Below are 21,025 nucleotides of genomic sequence, written 5' to 3' on the forward strand. Positions count from 1 at the left end.
TCATTGCAATTATTAGGCTTCAATAGAGGAGTTTATAGTGTTAGTGCTTTATTATGAGCTATTTTCTTTAGGAGTTGTTTATCGTAGACTACAATTCTATATGCAAACGACTTGTTTTCTACTTATATAAAAAATAAACGTTAGTGAGTTTTCACTCACTAACGTTTATATATTGTAAAATCCTATTTTTAACTGTTATTCATATACTTCTGCTTCTGTTAAATGGTTTTCAGCAATAATTGTTTCTCGGATATTTTCTTCGGTAACTGTAATTGGCTCTAAAAGTATAGAGTTAATTGCGCCATTGCCATTTTCAATTGTTGTATTTGTTTCGACTTCTTCCTCTTTTGCAACTTTCATTGCTAAATCCGCTGATTGATGCGCAAGGGAATGAATTGACTTATATACTGTCATTGTCTGACTACCATTTATAATTCTGCGAACAGCTGCCAGCTCTGCATCTTGACCTGAAACAGGGATAGAGTTACTTTCATTTCCCAATGCTTCAATTACTCCTCCTGCTGTACCATCGTTTGCAGCAATTACTGCATCAACATTTGTATTTGATAAAAGGCTTGCGAACTGATCTCTTGCTGTTTCTGGTGACCATTCTGGTGTGTATGTATCATACACAAGATTTATATCACCACTATCTATATAAGGCTGCAATATGTTCATTGCTCCTTCTCTAAATAGAATAGCATTATTATCTGTTTCTGCTCCACCGACATAAGCAAAATCACCTTCATCCACTTCGTTTAAAATTGCTTCGGCTTGTAATTCTCCTACTTTAACATTATCAAAGGATACATAGTAATCAACTGGCGCATCAAGAATGAGTTTGTCATAAGAAATAACTTTTACTCCAGCTTCATGTGCCAATTCAACAATTTCCCCTGCTTCATTTGAATTAGTTGGTATAACGACCAAGACATCTACACCTTCTTTAATCAAAAGCTTAGCTTGTTCAATTTGCACTTCTTGATCACCGTTTGCGGCTAACGTCTTAACAATACCACCTAATTCTTCAACTTTCTCCTCAAAATTGAGTTTGTCGCGATACCATCTGTCATCTCTTAATGTATCCATAACAAAACCAATGTATATATCATCTGGATTTGATAGTAATTTATCAGTTGTATCTGTGGATTGACTATCCGTAGTTTGGTTGCTATTACAAGCAGTTAAGTAAAAAGTAAATAGGATAGTAAGAATCAATGTAGCATTTATTTTCATTATTTTTTCTCCTCCTTAACAATTAAATATGGAAACGTGAAATTAATGTGTTCATGCGTTCTACAAGCTGGCGTAATTCTAATGCACCATCAGATACCTGTTCAATCGCTTCTCTTTGTTCTAAGACTGATGCGGATATTTCTTCTGATCCTGCAGCTGATTCTTCTGAGATAGCTGCAATATGTTCAATTGAGCTGTTGATTTCATCACTGGCTACATTGAAATATGCTAGAGTGGTTGAAATATCATTAACTTGATTGGACATTGTCGTAACTTTTTCTTTAATGTCAAAAAAGTATTGACCAGATGTTTCTATTTGTTGTTTTCCGATATTTACCTCATTAAAGCCACTATTTAATTCTTTAGCCATTATCGTAATTTGATTTTTTATATCATCAACAATTTTGGTAATACTCTCAGAAGATGATCCAACCTCTTCTGCTAGTTTACGTACTTCTTCGGCAACGACAGCAAAACCTTTTCCGGATTCACCCGCACGAGCTGCTTCAATCGATGCATTAAGTGCTAATAAATTAGTTTGATCTGCTATAGAACGAATCACATTAACAAATTCAGAAATTGAAGTAGTTTGATTTTCTAAATCCTTAACTTTTATAACGGAGTCTTGTACCGTATTCGTAATAGTATCCATGTGTACGAGTGATTGTTTCATTTGCTTATCACCATCTATTGAAACATTTAGTACATCTTTAGAAAATTGGACAAGTTTTTCACCATTTTCATTTGCTGATATCACTCTGTTACTAAACTCTTTTGTCTTTTCAGAAATAACGCTTGCTTCATCTGCCTGATTTGTTGCACCATTTGCAAGTTCTTCTATTGTAAGTGCAACTTGTTCACTACCTTCTTTAACATCAGCAGAATGTGTGGTAAATGCTTCAACATGTGTATCTACTGTCATTGCTAATGAAGCTATCTCATTAATCATTTCTTTTAAATTAGATTTCATATAATTAACCGAACTAGATAATTGGCCAATTTCACTTTTACTATTATCATTTAAATTGTCGACATTCAAATTACCATTAGCAATTGCATCACTTGTTGCAACGACCTGCTGAAGGCTTCGGCGAATGTTTCGACTAATAAAATAGATTAGTGTTACTGAGATTGCGAATGAGACGATAATTGATAGGAGGAGCGTAGTAATAGTAGTTGAAATACTTTGTTCAGCTTCTTCTATAGAATTAATATTGGAATCGATCGCTTCTTGTTTTAATAAGGAAGCTAATTGCATCGTTTCTTCTTTTAAAGTACCTGCTTCTGCTTGCAATGCGATGAATTCTTCTGTATTAATGTTTTGGACTTTAGGAACAATTTCACTAAAGTAGTATTCATCTAAAGCGTGGTTGTTTTCGATAATTTGATTAAATGTTTCAATTTGCTCGTTAGAAGTTAGTTTTGTTCGTATTGATTTTGCTGTATCAACAAACTGATCACTGAGTGACAAATAACCAAGTAATCGCTCATTTTCTTCTGCGATAATGTATTCGGGTATATACAAATACTTATCTTGATAAAGTGATACTAGTTCAGATACTTCTATTACAACTTCATTCTTATCACGCGTATCGTTAATGGAACTATTCGTATTTGCTAATAAGGAATATGTAATTGCCACGGACAAAATAAATGCCAACATCACAATTGTAAAAACAATGCCGTATTTACTTCCAATTGATTGATTACGCCAAAAACTGTTTAGTTTCATACTAACTTGAACCCCCTGTTGAATTTTAAATAATAAAGTAGAACTAGTAGGTATATCGTACAAATTCAATATTTTTGTAGCGAAAACTTTACAATTCGACATAATGACACACAAACGAACTTCCCTAATAAAAAATATTTATAAAACCTTGCAATTAATAATATTCTTGTATATAATGAATAATGTTGGTCATAAAAGGCGATGATGCGGAAGGTTGTTGGCACACCCGGCCCCTTTGCCATGGCGGGGTGTCGAGAAAATTTTCGCGGAGAAAGTCTATTATAAAATGGGCGAAAAGGAGGGAAAATAATGGCAAAAGAAAAAATCAGAATTCGTTTAAAAGCATATGATCATAGAATCTTAGATCAATCAGCTGAGAAGATTGTTGATACTGCAAAGCGTTCTGGAGCTGGAGTATCTGGTCCAATTCCATTACCTACAGAAAGAACAGTTTATACGGTATTACGTGCGGTGCATAAATACAAAGATTCACGTGAGCAATTTGAAATGCGCACACACAAACGTCTAATTGACATAGTAAGTCCTACACCGAAAACGGTTGATGCGCTTATGCGTCTTGACTTACCATCAGGTGTAGATATAGAAATCAAACTTTAATAGAACGAATTAATTTAGGAGGTGTATCGGATGACGAAAGGAATCTTAGGTCGCAAAATCGGCATGACACAACTGTTTTTAGAAAACGGTGAACTAACGCCGGTAACAGTTATTCAAGCAGAGCCAAACGTAGTGCTTCAAAAAAGAACACTAGACAATGACGGCTATGAAGCTATTCAATTAGGTTTCGCTGACAAAAAAGAATCACGTTCAAACAAACCAGCTAAAGGACATGCTGCAAAAGCGAGCACGAAACCTAAGCGCTTCATTCGTGAATTCCGTAACGCTAATCTTGATGACTATGAAGTAGGTCAAGAACTTAGTGTAGAGGTTTTCCAAGCTGGAGACAAAATTGATGTTTCAGGAACGTCTAAGGGTAAAGGTTTCCAAGGTGCGATCAAGCGTCACAATCAATCTCGCGGACCTATGACACACGGTTCTCGTTATCATAGACGTCCAGGTTCAATGGGTGTTATTGATCCAATGCGTGTGTTTAAAGGTAAAAATTTACCTGGACAAATGGGTGGAGAAACAGTTACAATTCAAAACCTAGAAGTTGTTAAAACAGATGTAGAAAACAACCTTTTATTAGTAAAAGGTAATGTACCTGGTCCGAAAAAGTCATTTGTAAAAATTACAAGTGCAGTAAAGTTCAACTAATTTTAAATTGAAGGGAGGATATGTCATGCCTAAAGTAGCACTATATAACCAAAGTGGATCGCAAGTAGGCGATATAGAAATAAACGATGCAGTGTTTGGTATTGAGCCAAACGAACACGTGTTACATGATGCGGTAGTAATGCAACAAGCATCTCGCCGTCAAGGTACACACGCTGTAAAGAATCGTTCAGCAGTAAGAGGCGGTGGCCGTAAGCCATGGCGCCAAAAAGGTACAGGACGTGCTCGTCAAGGTACTATTCGTGCACCACAATGGGTTGGTGGTGGAGTAGTATTTGGACCAACGCCGCGTAGCTATAGCTATAAATTACCTAAAAAAGTTCGTCGTTTAGCTCTTCGTTCAGCACTTTCTTCTAAAGTGAAAGAAGATAGTCTGATTGTTTTAGAAGGATTGGCATTCAATGCACCTAAAACAAAAGAGTTTGTAAATCTACTAAATGTTTTAAAAGTTGATACAAAAGTTTTAATTGTAACAGCAGATAAAGATGAAGTAGTTGCACGTTCTGCAAACAACCTACCAAATGCAAAAGTTTTACCTGTAAGCGAAGTTAATGTAATAGACTTGCTTACGCATGACAAGCTGATCTTGACTAAAGATGCAGCAGAAAAAGCAGGGGAGGTGCTTGCATAATGAAGGACCCACGTGATATTATTAAGCGCCCGGTTATTACAGAACACTCTTCAGATCTTATGGCTGAAAAGAAATATACGTTTGAAGTAAATCCGAAAGCGAATAAAACTGAAATCAAACATGCAATCGAATTAATCTTTGGAGTTAAAGTTGTAGGAGTAAATACAGCGAACCTTAAAGGTAAATTTAAGCGTATGGGTAAATACGGTGGTTATCGTTCGGATCGCAAGAAAGCAGTTATTCAGTTATCTGAAGACAGCAAAGAACTAGAATTTTTCGAAAGTGTTTAATATAACGCTATAAAAGAAGGAGGGAAAAAAGATGGCAATTAAGAAGTATAAACCAACTTCAAATGGTAGACGAGGAATGTCAGGTTCTGACTTTGCTGAAATTACAGCAACTGAGCCGGAAAAAACATTGCTTAGCCCACTATTTAAACGTGGTGGAAGAAATAACCAAGGTAAACTAACTGTTCGTCATCAAGGTGGAGGACACAAACGTAAATACCGTATTATTGATTTCAAACGTGAAAAAGATGGTATACCAGGCCGCGTTGCTACGATCGAATACGATCCAAACCGTACTGCTAACATCGCTTTAATTCACTATGCAGATGGAGAAAAACGTTATATCTTAGCTCCAAAAGGATTGGAAGTAGGAACAAATGTTGTTTCTGGTCCTGATGCAGATATCAAATCAGGTAATGCATTACCGCTTATGAGTATCCCGATTGGTACGGTTATTCATAATGTAGAGTTGAAACCTGGACGTGGAGGACAACTTGCTCGTTCTGCGGGGTCTCAAGCTCAGATTTTAGGTCGTGAAGATAAATATGTTCTTGTACGTTTATCATCAGGCGAAGTACGCCTAGTACTAGGAACTTGTCGAGCTACAATTGGTCAAGTTGGAAATCTAGAGCATGAACTTATTAACGTAGGTAAAGCTGGACGTTCTCGTTGGAAAGGTATTCGCCCTACAGTTCGTGGTTCTGTAATGAACCCTAACGATCACCCACACGGTGGTGGTGAAGGACGCGCACCAATCGGACGTAAATCGCCAATGTCTCCTTGGGGTAAACCAACTCTTGGTTACAAAACGCGTAAACGCAACAAGCCATCAAGTAAGTTTATTGTACGTAAACGTAAAAAATAACGGGATTGAACGACGGGTGAAACCCGTCCACCAATCACGAAGGGAGGTTTATGTATGGGTCGTAGTTTAAAAAAAGGACCTTTCGTAGACGATCATTTGATGAAGAAAGTTGAAAAATTAAATGAAGATGACAAAAAACAAGTAATAAAAACTTGGTCGCGACGCTCTACTATTTTCCCAAACTTTGTAGGACACACTATCGCTGTCTATGACGGACGTAAACATGTGCCGGTATATGTTACAGAAGATATGGTTGGACACAAATTAGGTGAATTCGCTCCATCCCGCTCATTCAGAGGGCATGCTGGCGATGACAAGAAAACAAAACGCTAAATGAGAGGAGGCACTCTTGATGCAAGTTCAAGCTAAAGCCGTTGCAAAAACTGTTCGAATTGCTCCTCGTAAAGTTCGTTTGGTAATTGATTTAATTCGAGGAAAAGATGTTGGAGAAGCCATTGCAATATTAAAGCACACACAACGTGGCGCTTCACCTGTTGTTGAAAAAGCACTTAATTCTGCGATTGCTAATGCAGAACATAACTATGAAATGAACATTGATAACTTATATGTATCAGAAGCATATGTAAACGAAGGCGTTACTTTGAAACGTTTCCGTCCACGTGCAATGGGTCGTGCAAGTCAAATCAATAAAAGAACAAGCCACATTACCGTGGTTGTATCAGAAAAGAAGGAGGGATAATCTGTGGGTCAAAAAGTTAATCCGATAGGACTTCGTGTCGGTGTAATCCGTGATTGGGAATCCAAGTGGTACGCCGGTAAAGATTATGCAGACTTATTACATGAAGATATTAAAATTCGTGAATATGTTGAACAAAGACTAAAAGACGCTGCGATTTCTAAGATTGAAATTGAACGTGCAGCAAACCGCGTGAACATCTCCATTTCAACTGCAAAACCAGGAATGGTTATCGGTAAAGGTGGTTCAGAGGTAGAAGCACTACGTAAATCTTTGAATACTCTTACTGGTAAAAAAGTTCACATTAACATCGTAGAAATTAAAAAAGCAGATATGGATGCGAAACTTGTCGCTGAAAATATTGCAAAACAATTAGAAAACCGTGTTTCATTCCGTCGCGCACAAAAGCAAGTAATTCAACGTGCAATGCGTCTTGGAGCAAAAGGTATTCGTACACAAGTATCCGGCCGTTTAGGTGGAGCGGATATCGCACGTGCGGAAAGCTATAGTGAAGGAACTGTACCACTACACACATTACGCGCCGATATTGACTACGGTACTGCAGAAGCAGATACTACTTATGGTAAACTTGGTGTTAAAGTGTGGATCTATCGTGGAGAAGTCCTTCCAACTAAAAACAAAAAGTAAGGAAGGGGGCACGCATTATGTTAATGCCTAAACGTGTAAAACATCGTAAGCAACACCGTGGTAAAATGAAGGGTAAAGCAAAAGGTGGTACATCAATCACTTTTGGTGAATACGGATTGCAAGCTCTCGACGCTTCTTGGATTACAAGTCGTCAAATTGAGGCTGCTCGTATTGCAATGACTCGTTACATGAAACGTGGAGGAAAAGTTTGGATTAAGATTTTCCCAGACAAACCTTACACAGCAAAACCTCTAGAAGTTCGAATGGGTTCTGGTAAAGGTGCACCTGAAGGATGGGTTGCAGTTGTTAAACCAGGTAAGATCATGTTTGAAATCGCTGGAGTATCTGAAGAAGTAGCGCGTGAAGCACTACGTCTTGCATCTCATAAATTACCTATTAAAACTAAGTTTGTAAAACGCGAAGAAATTGGTGGTGAAATCAATGAAGGCTAATGAAATCAGAGAACTAACCACTGCCGAAATTGAACAAAAGATCAAGTCATTAAAAGAAGAACTCTTTAACTTACGTTTTCAGTTAGCTACAGGACAATTGGAAAACACTGCACGTCTTCGTGAGGTTCGTAAATCCATTGCTCGAATGAAAACTGTCGTACGTGAAAGAGAACTAAGCGTAAATAATTAGTAAAACCGAGAGGAGGTTAACCTCAAATGACTGAGCGTAATAATCGTAAAGTTTACACTGGTCGTGTTGTTTCAGATAAAATGGACAAAACGATCACTGTATTAGTAGAAACTTATAAATTCCATAAGCTTTATGGAAAACGTGTGAAATACTCTAAAAAAATGAAAACACATGATGAAAATAATCAGGCTAAAACTGGTGATGTAGTAACTATCATGGAAACTCGTCCATTATCTGCAACAAAACGATTCCGTCTAATTGAAGTAGTGGAAGAAGCCGTTATTATTTAATTTAAGTGAAATTCGCTCGGATTGATTCCGAAGGGAGGTAACAACAGTATGATTCAGCAAGAGACCCGTTTAAAAGTTGCAGACAATTCTGGTGCACGTGAAGTACTAACTATTAAAGTACTTGGTGGCTCTGGTCGTAAGACTGCTAATATTGGTGATGTTATCGTGTGTACGGTGAAACATGCAACGCCAGGTGGTGTTGTCAAAAAAGGTGAAGTTGTGAGAGCTGTTATCGTTCGTACGAAAACAGGGGCTCGTCGTAAAGATGGCTCATATATCCGTTTTGATGAGAACGCAGCAGTAATTGTTCGTGAGGATAAAAGTCCTCGTGGAACTCGTATCTTTGGACCTGTAGCACGTGAATTACGTGATGCGAAGTTTATGAAAATTGTATCTCTAGCTCCAGAGGTATTATAAAGTCATTGAAAATACGTAATGCTGTGATACGTCGTTAACGTGAGAAGACAACGTATCTAGCTACTTGTTTTTAATTAATTAAAAGTTCTTAATGAAAAGCCTTGTAAGGAGGTGCGTCTAGCATGCATGTAAAAAAAGGTGATAAAGTACAAGTAATTTCTGGTAAAGATAAAGGCAAACAAGGTACTGTTCTTGTTGCATTTCCTAAAAAGGATCGAGTACTTGTTGAAGGGATTAATATTATTAAGAAACACGCAAAACCTTCACAAGATAATCCACAGGGCGGAATCTTAAACTATGAAGCATCAATCCATGTTTCTAATGTATTACCGATTGATCCGAAATCCGGCGAGCCTACTCGAGTAGGATATGAAGAACGTGACGGAAAGAAAGTTCGTATCGCTAAAAAATCCGGTGAAGCGTTAGATAACTAAATTATCGACGAAAGGAGGGCTACTCGATGAACGAACTAAAGAACAAATATCAAAACGATATCGTTTCATCATTAATTGAAAAATTCAACTACGACTCTGTTATGGAAGTACCGAAAGTTGATAAAATCGTAATCAATATGGGAGTTGGCGATGCAACGCAAAATTCTAAAGCGCTAGATAGCGCAGTAGAAGAATTAGCGCTTCTATCAGGACAACGACCATTAATAACAAAGGCTAAAAAATCAATTGCTGGTTTTCGCTTGCGTGAAGGAATGCCTATCGGGGCTAAAGTAACCCTTCGCGGAGCACGTATGTACGAATTCCTACAAAAGCTTATTGATGTATCACTTCCACGTGTACGTGATTTCCGTGGTATTTCTAATAAATCTTTTGATGGTCGTGGAAACTATACGCTTGGCGTAAAAGAGCAATTGATTTTCCCAGAGATAAACTATGATCAAGTAAGTAAAATTCGTGGTATGGATATTGTTATTGTTACAACTGCTAACACTGACGAAGAATCGCGCGAATTATTAACTCAGCTTGGCATGCCTTTCCAAAAATAAGCGTTAAAGCTAATGCAAGGAGGGAAAATTGTGGCTAAAAAATCTATGATTGCGAAACAAAAACGCACACAGAAGTTTCAAGTACAAGAGTACACACGTTGTGAACGTTGTGGACGACCGCACTCGGTTCTTCGTAAGTTCAAACTTTGTCGTATTTGTTTCCGTGAACTTGCCCATAAGGGTCAAATTCCTGGTGTCAAAAAAGCAAGTTGGTAAACCCCTATTAGGGAAGGAGGTAATAAATAATGGTTATGACTGATCCAATTGCAGATATGTTAACTCGTATTCGTAATGCAAACATGGTTCGCCATGAGAAGCTAGAGCTTCCTGCATCAAAACTTAAAAAAGATATTGCGGATATTTTAAAACGTGAGGGCTTTGTTCGTGATTATGAATATATTGAAGATAGTAAACAAGGAGTACTTCGTATTTTCTTGAAATATAGCAACAGTGAACAACGTGTTATTACTGGACTAAAACGTATTAGTAAACCAGGATTACGCGTATATGCGAAATCAGATGAAATTCCTAAAGTATTAAATGGTCTAGGCATCGCGATCGTATCGACTTCAAAAGGCATATTATCGGATAAAGAAGCACGCGAACAGTCGATTGGCGGCGAAGTGCTAGCATACGTTTGGTAATTATATTTTAACAAGATAGGAGGTGCCCTACAAATGTCACGTATAGGCCTAAAAATATTAGAAATTCCTGAAGGTGTTGAAATTAAAAATGACAACAACCTTGTAACTGTAAAGGGTCCTAAGGGAGAATTAACTCGTCAGTTCCATGAGGATATGACAATCAAGATTGAAAATAACGTATTAACAGTTGAACGCCCAAGTGATCACAAAGATCACCGTGCATTACATGGTACAACACGTAGCCTTATTGGCAACATGGTTGACGGTGTACACGCAGGTTTTGAAAAGACACTTGAAATCCAAGGTGTAGGTTATCGTGCTCAGAAACAAGGAGACAAACTTATTATGAACGCAGGTTACTCTCACCCAGTAGAGATCGAACATATTGAAGGTATTGAAATCGAAGTACCTGCTAATACAAAAGTTATTATCAAAGGTATCGATAAAGAACTAGTTGGAGCTGTTGCAGCAAACATTCGTGCAATTCGCCCACCTGAGCCATATAAAGGTAAAGGAATTCGTTATGCTGGTGAACATGTACGTCGTAAAGAAGGTAAAACAGCGAAATAATTAATTTAACCGACTTAAGAAGACTGGTTAGATAGGCAACAGAAAGGAGTGACCTAGATGATTACGAAACCAAACAAAAATGGAATACGTAAAAAAAGACATTACCGTGTTCGTAAGAACCTTTTTGGTACTGCGGAACGTCCTCGTTTAAATGTATTTCGTTCTAATAAACATATCTATGCTCAACTAATTGATGATGCAAATGGTGTCACATTAGCAAGTGCTTCAACAGTAGATAATGACTTTACTGGCGATGCTACTGGCAACGTAGAAGCTGCAAAAAAAGTTGGAGAACTAATCGCAACACGCGCTAAAGAACAAGGCCACAAAGTTGTGGTTTATGACCGTGGAGGATATTTATATCACGGACGTGTTAAAGCATTAGCAGATGCTGCCCGTGAGGCAGGTCTTGAATTTTAAAAGTAAAAGGAGGGACATATATTGCTTACTAATATCGACCCGAATAAATTAGACTTAGAAGAACGCGTAGTAACAATTAACCGTGTAGCTAAAGTAGTAAAAGGTGGACGTCGTTTCCGTTTTGCAGCATTAGTTGTTATCGGAGATAAGAACGGACATGTTGGTTTTGGAACAGGTAAGGCGCAAGAAGTACCAGAAGCAATTAAAAAAGCTATTGATGATGCGAAGAAAAACCTTATTACAGTACCGATTGTAGGAACTACAATTCCTCATGAAATTACTGGTAAATTTGGTGCTGGTAGTATTCTTTTAAAACCAGCAAGTGAAGGTACTGGAGTTATTGCTGGTGGACCTGTTCGTGCTGTACTTGAATTAGCTGGTGTTGGTGATATCCTTTCTAAATCACTAGGAACAAACACACCAATTAACATGGTTCGTGCAACAATTAGTGGTCTTGAAAATTTAAAACGCGCAGAAGACGTAGCAAAACTACGTGGTAAATCAGTAGAAGAACTGTTAGGATAAGGGGGGGAAATAAAATGGCTAAAAAGTTAGAAATTACCCTCACGCGCAGTGTCATCGGCAGATCTGAAGTTCAAAAAGCAACTGTTAAAACATTGGGTTTAAGAAAAATTCGTCAATCTGTTGTCCGTGAAGATACGCCTGCGACTCGAGGCATGATTAATAGAATATCACATCTGATAGCGGTCAAAGAAGTAGAAGTATAATATATTAGCGTAAAGAGGAGGTGCTCGCATGAAACTTCATGAATTAAAACCAGCACAAGCTCGTAAAGAGCGTAATCGTGTAGGTCGTGGAATGTCCTCTGGTAACGGAAAAACATCTGGACGCGGACATAAAGGTCAAAAAGCTCGTTCAGGTGGTGGAGTTCGCTTAGGTTTTGAAGGTGGACAAATGCCATTATTCCAACGCTTACCAAAACGAGGATTCACTAATATCCATCGTACAGAATATGCGATTGTTAATTTAGAAACACTAAATAGATTTGAAGAAGGTACAGAAGTAACACCCGAACTATTACTTGAAACTGGTACAGTTAGCAAGTTAAAAGCCGGCATTAAAGTTCTTGGAAATGGCAAAATGGAAAAGAAACTTATTGTAAAAGCTCACAAGTTCTCTACTTCTGCAAAAGAAGCTATTGAGGCAGCGGGCGGTAAAACTGAGGTGATCTAATGTTTCGTGCAATCTCCAATTTTTTTCGTGTGAAAGAGATTCGAAGTAAGATTGTTTTTACACTATTGATGCTTATAGTTTTCCGATTAGGAACATTTATTCCTGTTCCGTTCTCAAATCGTGATGCAATTGAATTTATGAATGACCAACAAAGTGTTTTCGGGTTCTTAAATACATTTGGTGGCGGGGCATTGCAAAACTTTTCTATTTTAGCAATGGGAATTATGCCTTACATTACTGCCTCCATCATTATGCAATTATTGCAAATGGATGTAGTCCCGAAATTCACTGAGTGGAAGAAACAAGGTGAAGTTGGGCGACGTAAGTTAGCTCAATTCACTCGTTATGCAACAATCGTTCTTGCTTTTATCCAAGCAATCGCTATGTCGATTGGATTTAATGCAATGAGTGGGGGAGAATTGATTTCGAACCCTGGTGTAGGTAAATTCTTGGTTATCGCTATCGTGTTGACCAGTGGAACAGCGTTCTTAATGTGGCTTGGAGAACAAATTACTGCAAATGGTGTTGGAAATGGTATTTCCATTATTATATTTGCGGGAATTGTCGCTGCAATACCAAATGGTGTCAACCAACTTTTCGAACAATACTTTGGTGGTAACGTCGGTGACGACCTATTCATTAATATTGTAATTGTTACGTTGATTGCTTTAGTTGTACTTGCGGTAACAGTTGGAGTAATTTATATTCAACAAGCATTACGGAAAATTCCAATCCAATATGCTAAGCGTTTAGTTAATCGTTCACCTGTTGGTGGACACTCTACGCATCTACCGTTAAAAGTAAATGCCGCTGGAGTAATACCAGTTATTTTTGCAGTATCATTTATCATGGCACCACGAACTATCGCAGGTTTCTTTGATGGTAACGTTGCAGGAACAATTGAAACGATTTTTGATTATACGCAGCCTATTGGTATGGTTATATATGTAGCCTTAATCATTGCTTTTACTTATTTCTACTCATTTGTTCAGGTTAATCCAGAACAAATGGCTGAAAATCTTAAAAAGCAAGGTGGATATATCCCAGGAATACGTCCAGGTACAAATACGGAGACGTATTTGACACGTGTTCTATATCGTCTTACATTTGTTGGTTCTATCTTTCTTGCTGCGGTAGCAGTATTACCATTAGTTTTAGGTAGTATCGCTAACTTACCACAGGCTATTCAAATTGGTGGAACAAGCTTACTAATTGTTGTTGGGGTAGCTCTTCAAACAATGAAACAGTTAGAAAGTCAACTGGTAAAACGTCATTACAAGGGATTTATTAAGTAATGAACATTGTGATCGTAAAGAAATGAGAGCGAGGGGAATTACAATGAATTTAATTCTAATGGGTCTTCCTGGTGCTGGTAAAGGTACACAGGCTGATAAGATAGTAGAAAAATATCAGGTCCCTCATATTTCAACCGGAGATATGTTTCGATTAGCAATTAAAGAAGGAACTGACCTCGGAAAAGAAGCAAAATCATTTATGGATCAGGGTGAATTAGTTCCAGATGAAGTTACTATTGGTATAGTTCGTGAACGTTTAAGTAAGCCTGATTGTGACAAAGGATTTCTTTTGGATGGTTTTCCAAGAACAATTGCGCAAGCAGAAGCATTGGATAACCTACTTAGTGAAATGAAACGTTCATTAGACTTTGTATTACATGTTGATGTACCACAGGATAAATTAATCGAACGTTTAACTGGTCGAAGAATTTGTCCAACATGTGGCGCTACCTATCATGTCGACTTTAATCCTCCTCAAAATGAAGGTTTATGTGACAATGATGGTGCAACATTAATTCAACGGGAAGATGATCGTCCAGAAACTGTCTCAAAACGGTTAGAAGTAAATGTACAGCAAACACAACCAATGTTAGACTTCTATCATGACAAAGGATATCTTGTCTCCATTGATGGTTTACAAGAAATTTCAAAAGTATTTGAAGATATTGATCATAAACTTATGGCATTGTCATAAGTTATTTAGCAAAGTACCACGAAAATAGCATATTGCTCTGTCTGACTTGTATCAAATGATGCATTTATCTTGGTAAAAGAGTATAATGATTTTCGTGGTAATGTTTGCGTCAATTCATTCAAGTGGATACTTGCAATAAAACGATAAAACAACTATGAATTAGCAACTAGATATAACCTATCGTTAGTAATATAATAAAAGACTAATTACAAAATTATGTCTTGAACAAGCAAAACCAGGTGCCCACCTTTCCAATATATCGCATGTAATTTTCAGGCACATGTGGAGCAAATGGTTACTGTAATTTACATGAGATAGGATAGAACGTTTATAATTAAACGTTGCCTGATGATTGATTTTACAGTCCACTAAAAAGACCCACAATGGACCCAGATAAGACTCGTGTTGAAGAAACTATAAAATACGGGAATAAGTCAGTTAACATCTTTTGCGGATAATTGGACGGTAGTCACAAAACATGGTAAAATATATCCTCGTTTTGATTATATATTTTGTGTTATAAAAGTTAGTTATTTTACTAACAAATTTAAAACCTAAGTGAAGGTGATCATGTTTGAATGATACGGAGTCGCGTCCTGAGATAGGTCAAGTTGTTCAAATTATGCAAGGGCGAGAAGCAGGCCAATATGCAATTGTCATTAACATTGTGGATGATCGTTTTGTCTTGCTTGCGGATGGAGAAAAAAGAAAATTTGATAGTCCTAAAAAGAAAAATCTTAATCATGTAATACCAATGAGTTTTATTTCTCCAGAAGTCCAAAACAGCCTTCTAGAAACTGGTCGCGTTACAAATGGTAAGCTGCGTTTTGCTATATCAAAATTTGTCAATGAAGTAGTGACTGATTTGAAGAAGGGAGATCAACTCGATGGCGAAAGACGATGCAATTGAAGTAGAAGGTACTGTTACTGACACATTACCGAATGCAATGTTTAAAGTTGAATTAGAGAATGGTCACACCGTTTTAGCTCACGTTTCTGGTAAGATTCGTATGCATTTCATTCGAATTTTACCTGGAGACAAAGTAACGGTTGAACTTTCTCCATATGATTTAACTAGAGGGCGTATTACGTACCGTTATAAATAAATGATAGGCTCCGATACAAGAGGAGGTATGGATGATGAAGGTAAGACCATCTGTAAAACCAATGTGCGAAAAATGTAAAGTTATTCGTCGCAACGGAAAAGTTATGGTAATTTGTGAAAACCCTAAACATAAACAAAAACAAGGTTAACAATAAGGAGGTGCACAGCGCTTATGGCACGTATTGCAGGTATTGATATTCCACGTGAAAAACGTGTAGTAATTTCTTTAACTTATGTATTTGGAATCGGTAAAACTACTGCAAAAGATGTTTTAAAAGAAGCTGGCGTATCAGAAGATACTCGTGTTCGTGATTTAACTGAAGATGAGTTAACTAAAATACGTACAGCAATTGACAATTATACAGTAGAAGGTGACCTTCGTCGTGAAGTTTCATTGAACATTAAACGTTTAATCGAGATTGGTTCATATCGAGGACTTCGTCACCGTCGTGGCTTACCAGTACGCGGACAGAAAACGAAGAATAATTCTCGTACACGTAAAGGTCCACGTAAAACAATGGCTAATAAAAAGAAATAAATAATAAAGGAGGTTTGTAATTCAAATGGTCCGTAAATCTAATACACGTAAAAAACGCGTGAAAAAGAATGTTGAGAGTGGTATAGCTCATATTCGCTCTACATTTAACAATACAATTGTAACAATTACTGATGTTCAAGGTAATTCTCTTGGATGGAGTAGTGCTGGTTCACTTGGTTTTAAAGGGTCACGTAAATCAACACCATTTGCTGCACAGATGGCGGCTGAAGCAGCTGCTAAAACTGCACAAGATAATGGCGTTAAAACGTTAGAAGTAACGGTTAAAGGTCCTGGTGCAGGACGTGAAGCAGCAATCCGTTCACTACAAGCAGCAGGTATAGAAGTTACTGCCATTGTTGATGTAACACCAGTTCCTCATAATGGTTGTCGCCCACCTAAACGTCGTCGCGTTTAAATTTATCCGTATAGAATTTGTCAGCCTGTCTATAATGGGTTATGATGGCTTAAAGTAGAAAGACCAAATTAAGGGTATCAAGTTAATTTTGACCGTTCTAAAGCAGCATCGCATCAGACAGACTTAAAGTATACGAATTGACATAGTGCAGAAACGGGAACTGCCTACCTGGGGAATTTCGGTTAGACAAATGTCTAACCGGGGTTTCGACGTTTGAAGGAGGGTTTTTATTAATGATCGAAATTGAAAAGCCAAGGATTGAAACAGTAGAGATCAGTGATGACGCTACATTTGGAAAATTTGTTGTAGAGCCATTAGAACGTGGATATGGAACTACACTAGGAAACTCCTTACGTCGCATTCTATTATCCTCACTTCCGGGTGCTGCTGTAACATCCGTGCAAATTGATGGAGCACTTCATGAGTTTTCAACTATTGAAGGCGTTGTAGAAGACGTAACAACCATTGTTCTTAACCTTAAAAAGCTTGCTTTAAAAATCTACTCTGAGGAAGAAAAAACATTAGAGATAGATGTGCAAGGTGAAGGAGTAGTTACAGCTGCAGATATTACGTATGATAGTGATGTTGAAATATTGAATCCTGATCTTCATATCGCTACATTGGGAAGTAATGCTGCATTGCATATGAAAATGACTGCTGAACGTGGTCGCGGTTATCGTCCTGCTGAATCAAATAATCATGATGATCAACCTATTGGTGTTATTCCAGTTGATTCTATTTTCACACCTGTTTCTGGTGTGACGTATCAAGTTGAAAATACACGCGTAGGTCAAATTACTAATTTTGATAAATTGACATTAGATGTTTGGACAGATGGAAGTATTCGACCGGAAGAAGCAGTTTCTTTAGGTGCTAAAATCTATACAGAGCATTTAAATGTATTTGTAAGCTTAACTGATGAAGCTCAAAATGCTGAAATCATGATCGAAAAAGAAGAAGATCAAAAAGAAAAAGTATTAGAAATGACAATTGAAGAGCTTGATTTATCCGTGCGTTCTTACAACTGCTTAAAACGTGCAGGCATAAACTCTGTTCAAGAACTTGCGAATAAATCAGAAGATGATATGATGAAAGTTCGTAACTTAGGGCGTAAATCACTTGAAGAAGTGAAACACAAATTAGAAGATTTAGGTTTAGGATTACGTAAAGAAGATTAATCTTATAACACCTTGAGACATTCCGAAAAAGGGAGGGATAATCCATGGCTAGAAAACTAGGCCGCACAACAGATGTGCGTTTAGCATTACTTCGAAATCTTGCTACTGACTTGATTATTCATGAACGTATAGAAACAACAGAAGCGAAAGCGAAAGATCTTCGTTCTGTAGTAGAAAAGATGATTACGCTTGGAAAACGCGGCGATTTACATGCTCGTCGTCAAGCAGCAGCTTATTTATATGGTTCTAAAACGGCGGATAATGAAGATGCAGTGCATAAGCTTTTTAATGATATCGCAACTCGTTATGAAGAACGTCAAGGCGGATATACACGTGTTTTGAAATTGGGAGCGCGTCGTGGTGACGGTGCAAAAACAGCAATTATTGAGTTAGTATAGACTTGATAAAGAAGGTGAAGGGCAGGATAGAATCTCTCCACGAGGTTAATCCAAGCCCTTTTTTGCTCGTTAAATAAATGAAGTGATTTTGAAAATACAGATTAGAAAAACGCCGTTGACTTCACCTAACTAGGGTAGCCAAACGGCGCTTTTTTATTAACTAACGGTATCTGGAATTTTGTATACACCGTATTTCTCTACTTCGAAATATGATACTATAGTTATTTGAAGAGATTGTTTGCGGTAGATGACATGAATAGCAATTTTAAACTGTCATATGACAGTTTAACCTCACTTCCTTCATTTCCGGGGAAATAATTTGTACTATTGACGGAGGAACTTAAATGAATAAGAAGAGTATTGAATTTAGAAATGTCTCTTTTCGTTATGGAGACGAGGGTGCCTGGGTTTTAAAGAATGTTAGCTTTAAAATACCGGCAGATGAGTGGGTAGCCATTATTGGTCACAACGGTTCTGGGAAATCTACAATTGCTAAGCTGATGAATGGTTTATTATTTCCTAATGAAGGTCAAATTATTGTTCATGGTATTCCAGTAACAGAAGAATCAATTTGGGATGTACGTAAAAGTGTAGGAATGGTTTTCCAAAATCCAGATAACCAGTTTGTTGGCACTACAGTTAGAGATGATGTTGCATTTGGTTTGGAAAATAGAGGTTTTGAACGTCAAAAAATGATAAGTCAAATAGACAATAGTTTAAATGCAGTAGGAATGATAGATTATATGCTGCATGAACCGCACCGTCTGTCGGGAGGACAAAAGCAACGTGTTGCGATTGCAAGTGTACTTGCAATATCTCCAGAAGTGATTATTCTAGATGAAGCAACGGCTATGCTAGATCCTAAAGGAAGAAAAGAAATAATGAATACGATAAATGAAGTCAAAAATCAACAACAGCTGTCATTGATAACAATCACGCATGACTTGAATGAAATCACCCAAGCTGATCGAGTTATTGTTATGAATGAAGGAGAAGTATGGTTAGAAGCGACGCCAAGAGAAGTATTCGAAAAAGAGGATGCTTTGAAAGCAATTGGATTAGATATTCCGTTGGTAGCAAAAGTTGCAAATGAATTAGAAAAGATAGATGTTCTTTTAGAAAAACAACCACTAAACCTAGAGGAGTTACTTGAGGAATTATGGATATATCATTCAAAGCAGTGAGTTATACATACCAACCAAATACACCGTTTGAACACCACGCCATACAAAACTTATCCTTTCATATACCTAAAGGCCAATTTGTAGCGATTGTTGGCCATACGGGATCAGGAAAATCGACTTTAATTCAACATCTTAATGGACTAGTTCGACCAACTAAAGGCGAAGTAACCATCGGACCATATTCGTTGAAGCCAGGCGTGAAATTAAAAGAAATGAAAGACTTGCGCAGAAAAGTAGGGGTAGTATTTCAGTATCCTGAGCACCAATTATTTGAAGAAACTGTAGAGAAGGATATAGCTTTCGGACCGAAAAATTTTGGTGTTTCCCCCATTGAGATTACTAATCGTATACCTGAAGTGATGCATGCTGTTCAGCTACCAATGGATATTTTAAAACGGTCCCCATTTGAACTTAGTGGCGGTCAGATGAGACGTGTAGCAATTGCTGGTGTGTTGGCTATGAATCCGGAAGTTCTTGTTTTAGATGAACCAACTGCAGGCTTAGATCCAAGAGGACAAAAAGATATGATGGAAATGTTCCATAACTTGCATCATAATAAGAAATTAACAACTGTTTTAGTGACGCATAGCATGGAAGATGCTTTGCATTATGCTGATTCTGTTATTATATTAGACCACGGTAAGAAGTACATGGAAGGCATACCTAACGAGGTGTTTGTACAAAAGGATAAATTGCAAATGGTTCAGTTAGACTTGCCAGAGATAATACATTTTTTGAGAGAAATGAATGAAAAGTTTGATCTTTCCATTCCATATCATAAACAAACGATGGAAGAACTAGCTGTCGAAATCAAGAATTGTCTGAAAGGAGATGTATAAATTGAATAATGCATTTCTAATAGGACAGTATGTACCCAGTAATTCAATGATACATCGACTAGATCCACGAACAAAAATTATGATGATTTTTCTATTTGTTATTTTCGTGTTTTTTGCGAATTCTATTGAAAGTTATGCATGGTTAATTGCATTTGCGGTTAGTGCTGCAGTCGCTACAAAAATAAGGTTGCCGTTTATTATAAAAGGCCTGACACCTGTTTGGTTTTTAGTTATATTTACATTTATCCTACATTTAATTGTTACAAAAGAAGGATCTGTTCTTTTCGAGGTCTTTTCTTATCCTATTTATAGTGGCGCGGTTACTCAAGGAACTGCTATTTCTTTCCGGTTTATTTTACTTATATTGGTAACTTCACTATTAACTTTAACAACTACACCTATAGAAATAACTGATGCAATCGAAAGTTTATTACACCCATTAAACAAGATTAAATTCCCTGTTCATGAATTAGCTTTAATGATGTCAATTTCATTACGATTTATTCCTACTCTCATGCAGGAGACAGAGAAGATCTCAAAAGCCCAGGCTTCCAGGGGTGTGGATTTTAGGACGGGCCCAGTTAAAGATAGGATACAAGCAATTGTACCTTTACTTGTCCCTTTATTCGTTAGTGCCTTTAAGCGTGCAGAAGAATTAGCAATGGCAATGGAGGCCCGTGGATACCGTGGCGGTGAGGGTCGAACAAAACTAAGAGAATTAAAGATTGAAAAACGAGATATCTTATCCATGATCGTATTTGCCCTTGTGATAGTTATCTTATTTTTGTTAAGAAATTAAAGGAGTAATAA

At 37.4% G+C, this 21,025-nt stretch carries 35 protein-coding genes; 33 read left to right on the top strand and 2 right to left on the bottom strand.

The features are described 5' to 3' along the window. Positions 1-195: 195 nt before the first annotated feature. Both DM447_RS00845 and DM447_RS00850 read right to left on the bottom strand, forming a co-directional pair. Positions 196-1,236, bottom strand: a complete 1,041-nt coding sequence (locus DM447_RS00845; protein WP_112179273.1) for a sugar ABC transporter substrate-binding protein — start codon at positions 1,234-1,236, stop codon at positions 196-198. Positions 1,237-1,258: 22 nt separating this feature from the next. Beyond that, entirely contained in the window at positions 1,259-2,968 is a 1,710-nt protein-coding gene (locus DM447_RS00850; protein ID WP_112179275.1) for a methyl-accepting chemotaxis protein, read from the bottom strand. Between the two features lie 309 nt (positions 2,969-3,277). Between DM447_RS00850 and rpsJ the strand changes: the two genes are divergently transcribed. From rpsJ to DM447_RS01015, 33 genes are all read left to right on the top strand, one after another. Further along, entirely contained in the window at positions 3,278-3,586 is a 309-nt protein-coding gene (gene rpsJ / locus DM447_RS00855; protein WP_112179277.1) for a 30S ribosomal protein S10, read from the top strand. A gap of 30 nt (positions 3,587-3,616) precedes the next feature. Next, on the top strand, positions 3,617-4,246 hold the full coding sequence (gene rplC / locus DM447_RS00860) for a 50S ribosomal protein L3 (protein ID WP_112179279.1): 630 nt from the start codon (positions 3,617-3,619) through the stop codon (positions 4,244-4,246). A 25-nt stretch (positions 4,247-4,271) separates the two neighbouring features. Further along, on the top strand, positions 4,272-4,895 hold the full coding sequence (gene rplD, locus DM447_RS00865) for a 50S ribosomal protein L4 (RefSeq protein ID WP_112179280.1): 624 nt from the start codon (positions 4,272-4,274) through the stop codon (positions 4,893-4,895). After that, on the top strand, positions 4,895-5,185 hold the full coding sequence (gene rplW / locus DM447_RS00870) for a 50S ribosomal protein L23 (RefSeq protein WP_112179282.1): 291 nt from the start codon (positions 4,895-4,897) through the stop codon (positions 5,183-5,185). The genes rplD and rplW overlap by 1 nt, the downstream gene beginning before the upstream one ends. A gap of 31 nt (positions 5,186-5,216) precedes the next feature. After that, on the top strand, positions 5,217-6,047 hold the full coding sequence (gene rplB, locus DM447_RS00875; protein WP_112179283.1) for a 50S ribosomal protein L2: 831 nt from the start codon (positions 5,217-5,219) through the stop codon (positions 6,045-6,047). Positions 6,048-6,101: 54 nt separating this feature from the next. Next, the gene (rpsS, locus tag DM447_RS00880) at positions 6,102-6,380 is read left to right on the top strand and encodes a 30S ribosomal protein S19 (protein WP_112179285.1); all 279 of its coding nucleotides are present in this window, start codon (positions 6,102-6,104) and stop codon (positions 6,378-6,380) included. Positions 6,381-6,399: 19 nt separating this feature from the next. Continuing rightward, on the top strand, positions 6,400-6,747 hold the full coding sequence (gene rplV, locus DM447_RS00885; protein WP_112179287.1) for a 50S ribosomal protein L22: 348 nt from the start codon (positions 6,400-6,402) through the stop codon (positions 6,745-6,747). Positions 6,748-6,750: 3 nt separating this feature from the next. Then, positions 6,751-7,392, top strand: coding sequence for a 30S ribosomal protein S3 (gene rpsC / locus DM447_RS00890; RefSeq protein WP_112179289.1), 642 nt, complete (start codon positions 6,751-6,753; stop codon positions 7,390-7,392). A gap of 17 nt (positions 7,393-7,409) precedes the next feature. Beyond that, complete coding sequence (gene rplP, locus DM447_RS00895) at positions 7,410-7,844, top strand: 50S ribosomal protein L16 (protein ID WP_112179291.1); 435 nt, start codon at positions 7,410-7,412, stop codon at positions 7,842-7,844. Beyond that, positions 7,834-8,034 (top strand): 50S ribosomal protein L29, encoded by a 201-nt coding sequence (gene rpmC / locus DM447_RS00900; RefSeq protein ID WP_018934219.1) that lies wholly within the window; start codon positions 7,834-7,836, stop codon positions 8,032-8,034. The genes rplP and rpmC overlap by 11 nt, the downstream gene beginning before the upstream one ends. Positions 8,035-8,060: 26 nt before the next feature. After that, a complete protein-coding gene (rpsQ, locus tag DM447_RS00905) occupies positions 8,061-8,324 on the top strand; it encodes a 30S ribosomal protein S17 (RefSeq protein ID WP_112179293.1) in 264 nt (87 codons plus the stop codon). A 48-nt stretch (positions 8,325-8,372) separates the two neighbouring features. Next, positions 8,373-8,741 carry a 50S ribosomal protein L14 gene (gene rplN, locus DM447_RS00910; protein ID WP_112179295.1) on the top strand — a complete coding sequence of 123 codons (369 nt, stop codon included), beginning with the start codon at positions 8,373-8,375 and terminating at the stop codon, positions 8,739-8,741. 122 nt (positions 8,742-8,863) lie between these two features. Continuing rightward, a complete protein-coding gene (gene rplX, locus DM447_RS00915; RefSeq protein ID WP_112179297.1) occupies positions 8,864-9,175 on the top strand; it encodes a 50S ribosomal protein L24 in 312 nt (103 codons plus the stop codon). 26 nt (positions 9,176-9,201) lie between these two features. Then, positions 9,202-9,741 (top strand): 50S ribosomal protein L5, encoded by a 540-nt coding sequence (rplE, locus tag DM447_RS00920; RefSeq protein WP_112179299.1) that lies wholly within the window; start codon positions 9,202-9,204, stop codon positions 9,739-9,741. A 30-nt stretch (positions 9,742-9,771) separates the two neighbouring features. After that, complete coding sequence (locus DM447_RS00925; RefSeq protein WP_112179302.1) at positions 9,772-9,957, top strand: type Z 30S ribosomal protein S14; 186 nt, start codon at positions 9,772-9,774, stop codon at positions 9,955-9,957. Positions 9,958-9,986: 29 nt separating this feature from the next. After that, the gene (gene rpsH, locus DM447_RS00930; RefSeq protein ID WP_112179304.1) at positions 9,987-10,385 is read left to right on the top strand and encodes a 30S ribosomal protein S8; all 399 of its coding nucleotides are present in this window, start codon (positions 9,987-9,989) and stop codon (positions 10,383-10,385) included. 33 nt (positions 10,386-10,418) lie between these two features. Continuing rightward, positions 10,419-10,955, top strand: coding sequence for a 50S ribosomal protein L6 (rplF, locus tag DM447_RS00935; protein ID WP_112179305.1), 537 nt, complete (start codon positions 10,419-10,421; stop codon positions 10,953-10,955). Positions 10,956-11,012: 57 nt separating this feature from the next. Further along, positions 11,013-11,375, top strand: a complete 363-nt coding sequence (gene rplR, locus DM447_RS00940; RefSeq protein WP_112179307.1) for a 50S ribosomal protein L18 — start codon at positions 11,013-11,015, stop codon at positions 11,373-11,375. Between the two features lie 21 nt (positions 11,376-11,396). Continuing rightward, complete coding sequence (rpsE, locus tag DM447_RS00945; RefSeq protein WP_112179309.1) at positions 11,397-11,900, top strand: 30S ribosomal protein S5; 504 nt, start codon at positions 11,397-11,399, stop codon at positions 11,898-11,900. Between the two features lie 14 nt (positions 11,901-11,914). After that, a complete protein-coding gene (rpmD, locus tag DM447_RS00950; protein WP_112179311.1) occupies positions 11,915-12,103 on the top strand; it encodes a 50S ribosomal protein L30 in 189 nt (62 codons plus the stop codon). Between the two features lie 28 nt (positions 12,104-12,131). Next, on the top strand, positions 12,132-12,569 hold the full coding sequence (rplO, locus tag DM447_RS00955) for a 50S ribosomal protein L15 (RefSeq protein ID WP_112179312.1): 438 nt from the start codon (positions 12,132-12,134) through the stop codon (positions 12,567-12,569). Next, the gene (secY, locus tag DM447_RS00960) at positions 12,569-13,864 is read left to right on the top strand and encodes a preprotein translocase subunit SecY (protein ID WP_112179314.1); all 1,296 of its coding nucleotides are present in this window, start codon (positions 12,569-12,571) and stop codon (positions 13,862-13,864) included. The genes rplO and secY overlap by 1 nt, the downstream gene beginning before the upstream one ends. 43 nt (positions 13,865-13,907) lie before the next feature. Next, on the top strand, positions 13,908-14,558 hold the full coding sequence (locus DM447_RS00965) for an adenylate kinase (RefSeq protein WP_112179316.1): 651 nt from the start codon (positions 13,908-13,910) through the stop codon (positions 14,556-14,558). A 574-nt stretch (positions 14,559-15,132) separates the two neighbouring features. Continuing rightward, positions 15,133-15,468 carry a KOW domain-containing RNA-binding protein gene (locus DM447_RS00970; protein ID WP_112179318.1) on the top strand — a complete coding sequence of 112 codons (336 nt, stop codon included), beginning with the start codon at positions 15,133-15,135 and terminating at the stop codon, positions 15,466-15,468. Next, on the top strand, positions 15,446-15,664 hold the full coding sequence (gene infA, locus DM447_RS00975) for a translation initiation factor IF-1 (RefSeq protein WP_003464670.1): 219 nt from the start codon (positions 15,446-15,448) through the stop codon (positions 15,662-15,664). Before DM447_RS00970 ends, infA begins: the two co-directional genes overlap by 23 nt. A 34-nt stretch (positions 15,665-15,698) precedes the next feature. Beyond that, complete coding sequence (gene rpmJ / locus DM447_RS00980; RefSeq protein WP_089831635.1) at positions 15,699-15,812, top strand: 50S ribosomal protein L36; 114 nt, start codon at positions 15,699-15,701, stop codon at positions 15,810-15,812. A 23-nt stretch (positions 15,813-15,835) separates the two neighbouring features. After that, positions 15,836-16,201, top strand: a complete 366-nt coding sequence (rpsM, locus tag DM447_RS00985; protein ID WP_112179320.1) for a 30S ribosomal protein S13 — start codon at positions 15,836-15,838, stop codon at positions 16,199-16,201. A gap of 25 nt (positions 16,202-16,226) precedes the next feature. After that, complete coding sequence (gene rpsK, locus DM447_RS00990; protein WP_112179321.1) at positions 16,227-16,616, top strand: 30S ribosomal protein S11; 390 nt, start codon at positions 16,227-16,229, stop codon at positions 16,614-16,616. 233 nt (positions 16,617-16,849) lie between these two features. Continuing rightward, entirely contained in the window at positions 16,850-17,794 is a 945-nt protein-coding gene (locus DM447_RS00995) for a DNA-directed RNA polymerase subunit alpha (RefSeq protein WP_112179323.1), read from the top strand. A 44-nt stretch (positions 17,795-17,838) separates the two neighbouring features. Further along, on the top strand, positions 17,839-18,192 hold the full coding sequence (rplQ, locus tag DM447_RS01000) for a 50S ribosomal protein L17 (protein WP_112179325.1): 354 nt from the start codon (positions 17,839-17,841) through the stop codon (positions 18,190-18,192). Between the two features lie 344 nt (positions 18,193-18,536). Beyond that, a complete protein-coding gene (locus tag DM447_RS01005; RefSeq protein WP_112179327.1) occupies positions 18,537-19,376 on the top strand; it encodes an energy-coupling factor ABC transporter ATP-binding protein in 840 nt (279 codons plus the stop codon). Continuing rightward, positions 19,352-20,215, top strand: a complete 864-nt coding sequence (locus DM447_RS01010) for an energy-coupling factor ABC transporter ATP-binding protein (protein WP_112179328.1) — start codon at positions 19,352-19,354, stop codon at positions 20,213-20,215. Before DM447_RS01005 ends, DM447_RS01010 begins: the two co-directional genes overlap by 25 nt. A 1-nt stretch (position 20,216) precedes the next feature. Next, positions 20,217-21,014: an energy-coupling factor transporter transmembrane component T family protein gene (locus DM447_RS01015; RefSeq protein WP_112179330.1), complete on the top strand. Its 798-nt coding sequence runs from the start codon at positions 20,217-20,219 to the stop codon at positions 21,012-21,014. Positions 21,015-21,025: the final 11 nt, after the last annotated feature.

Source organism: Paraliobacillus zengyii (assembly GCF_003268595.1).
Classification (GTDB): Bacteria; Bacillota; Bacilli; order Bacillales; family Amphibacillaceae; genus Paraliobacillus_A; species Paraliobacillus_A zengyii.

Excerpts from the sequence above, each read along its gene's own strand:
- DM447_RS00845 (WP_112179273.1), bottom strand. The coding sequence starts at position 1,236 with ATGAAAATAAATGCTACATTGATTCTTACTATCCTATTTACTTTTTAC.
- DM447_RS00850 (WP_112179275.1), bottom strand. The coding sequence starts at position 2,968 with ATGAAACTAAACAGTTTTTGGCGTAATCAATCAATTGGAAGTAAATAC.
- rpsJ (WP_112179277.1), top strand. The coding sequence starts at position 3,278 with ATGGCAAAAGAAAAAATCAGAATTCGTTTAAAAGCATATGATCATAGA.
- rplC (WP_112179279.1), top strand. The coding sequence starts at position 3,617 with ATGACGAAAGGAATCTTAGGTCGCAAAATCGGCATGACACAACTGTTT.
- rplD (WP_112179280.1), top strand. The coding sequence starts at position 4,272 with ATGCCTAAAGTAGCACTATATAACCAAAGTGGATCGCAAGTAGGCGAT.
- rplW (WP_112179282.1), top strand. The coding sequence starts at position 4,895 with ATGAAGGACCCACGTGATATTATTAAGCGCCCGGTTATTACAGAACAC.
- rplB (WP_112179283.1), top strand. The coding sequence starts at position 5,217 with ATGGCAATTAAGAAGTATAAACCAACTTCAAATGGTAGACGAGGAATG.
- rpsS (WP_112179285.1), top strand. The coding sequence starts at position 6,102 with ATGGGTCGTAGTTTAAAAAAAGGACCTTTCGTAGACGATCATTTGATG.
- rplV (WP_112179287.1), top strand. The coding sequence starts at position 6,400 with ATGCAAGTTCAAGCTAAAGCCGTTGCAAAAACTGTTCGAATTGCTCCT.
- rplP (WP_112179291.1), top strand. The coding sequence starts at position 7,410 with ATGTTAATGCCTAAACGTGTAAAACATCGTAAGCAACACCGTGGTAAA.
- rpmC (WP_018934219.1), top strand. The coding sequence starts at position 7,834 with ATGAAGGCTAATGAAATCAGAGAACTAACCACTGCCGAAATTGAACAA.
- rpsQ (WP_112179293.1), top strand. The coding sequence starts at position 8,061 with ATGACTGAGCGTAATAATCGTAAAGTTTACACTGGTCGTGTTGTTTCA.
- rplN (WP_112179295.1), top strand. The coding sequence starts at position 8,373 with ATGATTCAGCAAGAGACCCGTTTAAAAGTTGCAGACAATTCTGGTGCA.
- rplX (WP_112179297.1), top strand. The coding sequence starts at position 8,864 with ATGCATGTAAAAAAAGGTGATAAAGTACAAGTAATTTCTGGTAAAGAT.
- rplE (WP_112179299.1), top strand. The coding sequence starts at position 9,202 with ATGAACGAACTAAAGAACAAATATCAAAACGATATCGTTTCATCATTA.
- rpsH (WP_112179304.1), top strand. The coding sequence starts at position 9,987 with ATGGTTATGACTGATCCAATTGCAGATATGTTAACTCGTATTCGTAAT.
- rplF (WP_112179305.1), top strand. The coding sequence starts at position 10,419 with ATGTCACGTATAGGCCTAAAAATATTAGAAATTCCTGAAGGTGTTGAA.
- rplR (WP_112179307.1), top strand. The coding sequence starts at position 11,013 with ATGATTACGAAACCAAACAAAAATGGAATACGTAAAAAAAGACATTAC.
- rpmD (WP_112179311.1), top strand. The coding sequence starts at position 11,915 with ATGGCTAAAAAGTTAGAAATTACCCTCACGCGCAGTGTCATCGGCAGA.
- rplO (WP_112179312.1), top strand. The coding sequence starts at position 12,132 with ATGAAACTTCATGAATTAAAACCAGCACAAGCTCGTAAAGAGCGTAAT.
- secY (WP_112179314.1), top strand. The coding sequence starts at position 12,569 with ATGTTTCGTGCAATCTCCAATTTTTTTCGTGTGAAAGAGATTCGAAGT.
- DM447_RS00965 (WP_112179316.1), top strand. The coding sequence starts at position 13,908 with ATGAATTTAATTCTAATGGGTCTTCCTGGTGCTGGTAAAGGTACACAG.
- infA (WP_003464670.1), top strand. The coding sequence starts at position 15,446 with ATGGCGAAAGACGATGCAATTGAAGTAGAAGGTACTGTTACTGACACA.
- rpmJ (WP_089831635.1), top strand. The coding sequence starts at position 15,699 with ATGAAGGTAAGACCATCTGTAAAACCAATGTGCGAAAAATGTAAAGTT.
- rpsM (WP_112179320.1), top strand. The coding sequence starts at position 15,836 with ATGGCACGTATTGCAGGTATTGATATTCCACGTGAAAAACGTGTAGTA.
- rpsK (WP_112179321.1), top strand. The coding sequence starts at position 16,227 with ATGGTCCGTAAATCTAATACACGTAAAAAACGCGTGAAAAAGAATGTT.
- DM447_RS00995 (WP_112179323.1), top strand. The coding sequence starts at position 16,850 with ATGATCGAAATTGAAAAGCCAAGGATTGAAACAGTAGAGATCAGTGAT.
- rplQ (WP_112179325.1), top strand. The coding sequence starts at position 17,839 with ATGGCTAGAAAACTAGGCCGCACAACAGATGTGCGTTTAGCATTACTT.
- DM447_RS01005 (WP_112179327.1), top strand. The coding sequence starts at position 18,537 with ATGAATAAGAAGAGTATTGAATTTAGAAATGTCTCTTTTCGTTATGGA.
- DM447_RS01010 (WP_112179328.1), top strand. The coding sequence starts at position 19,352 with ATGGATATATCATTCAAAGCAGTGAGTTATACATACCAACCAAATACA.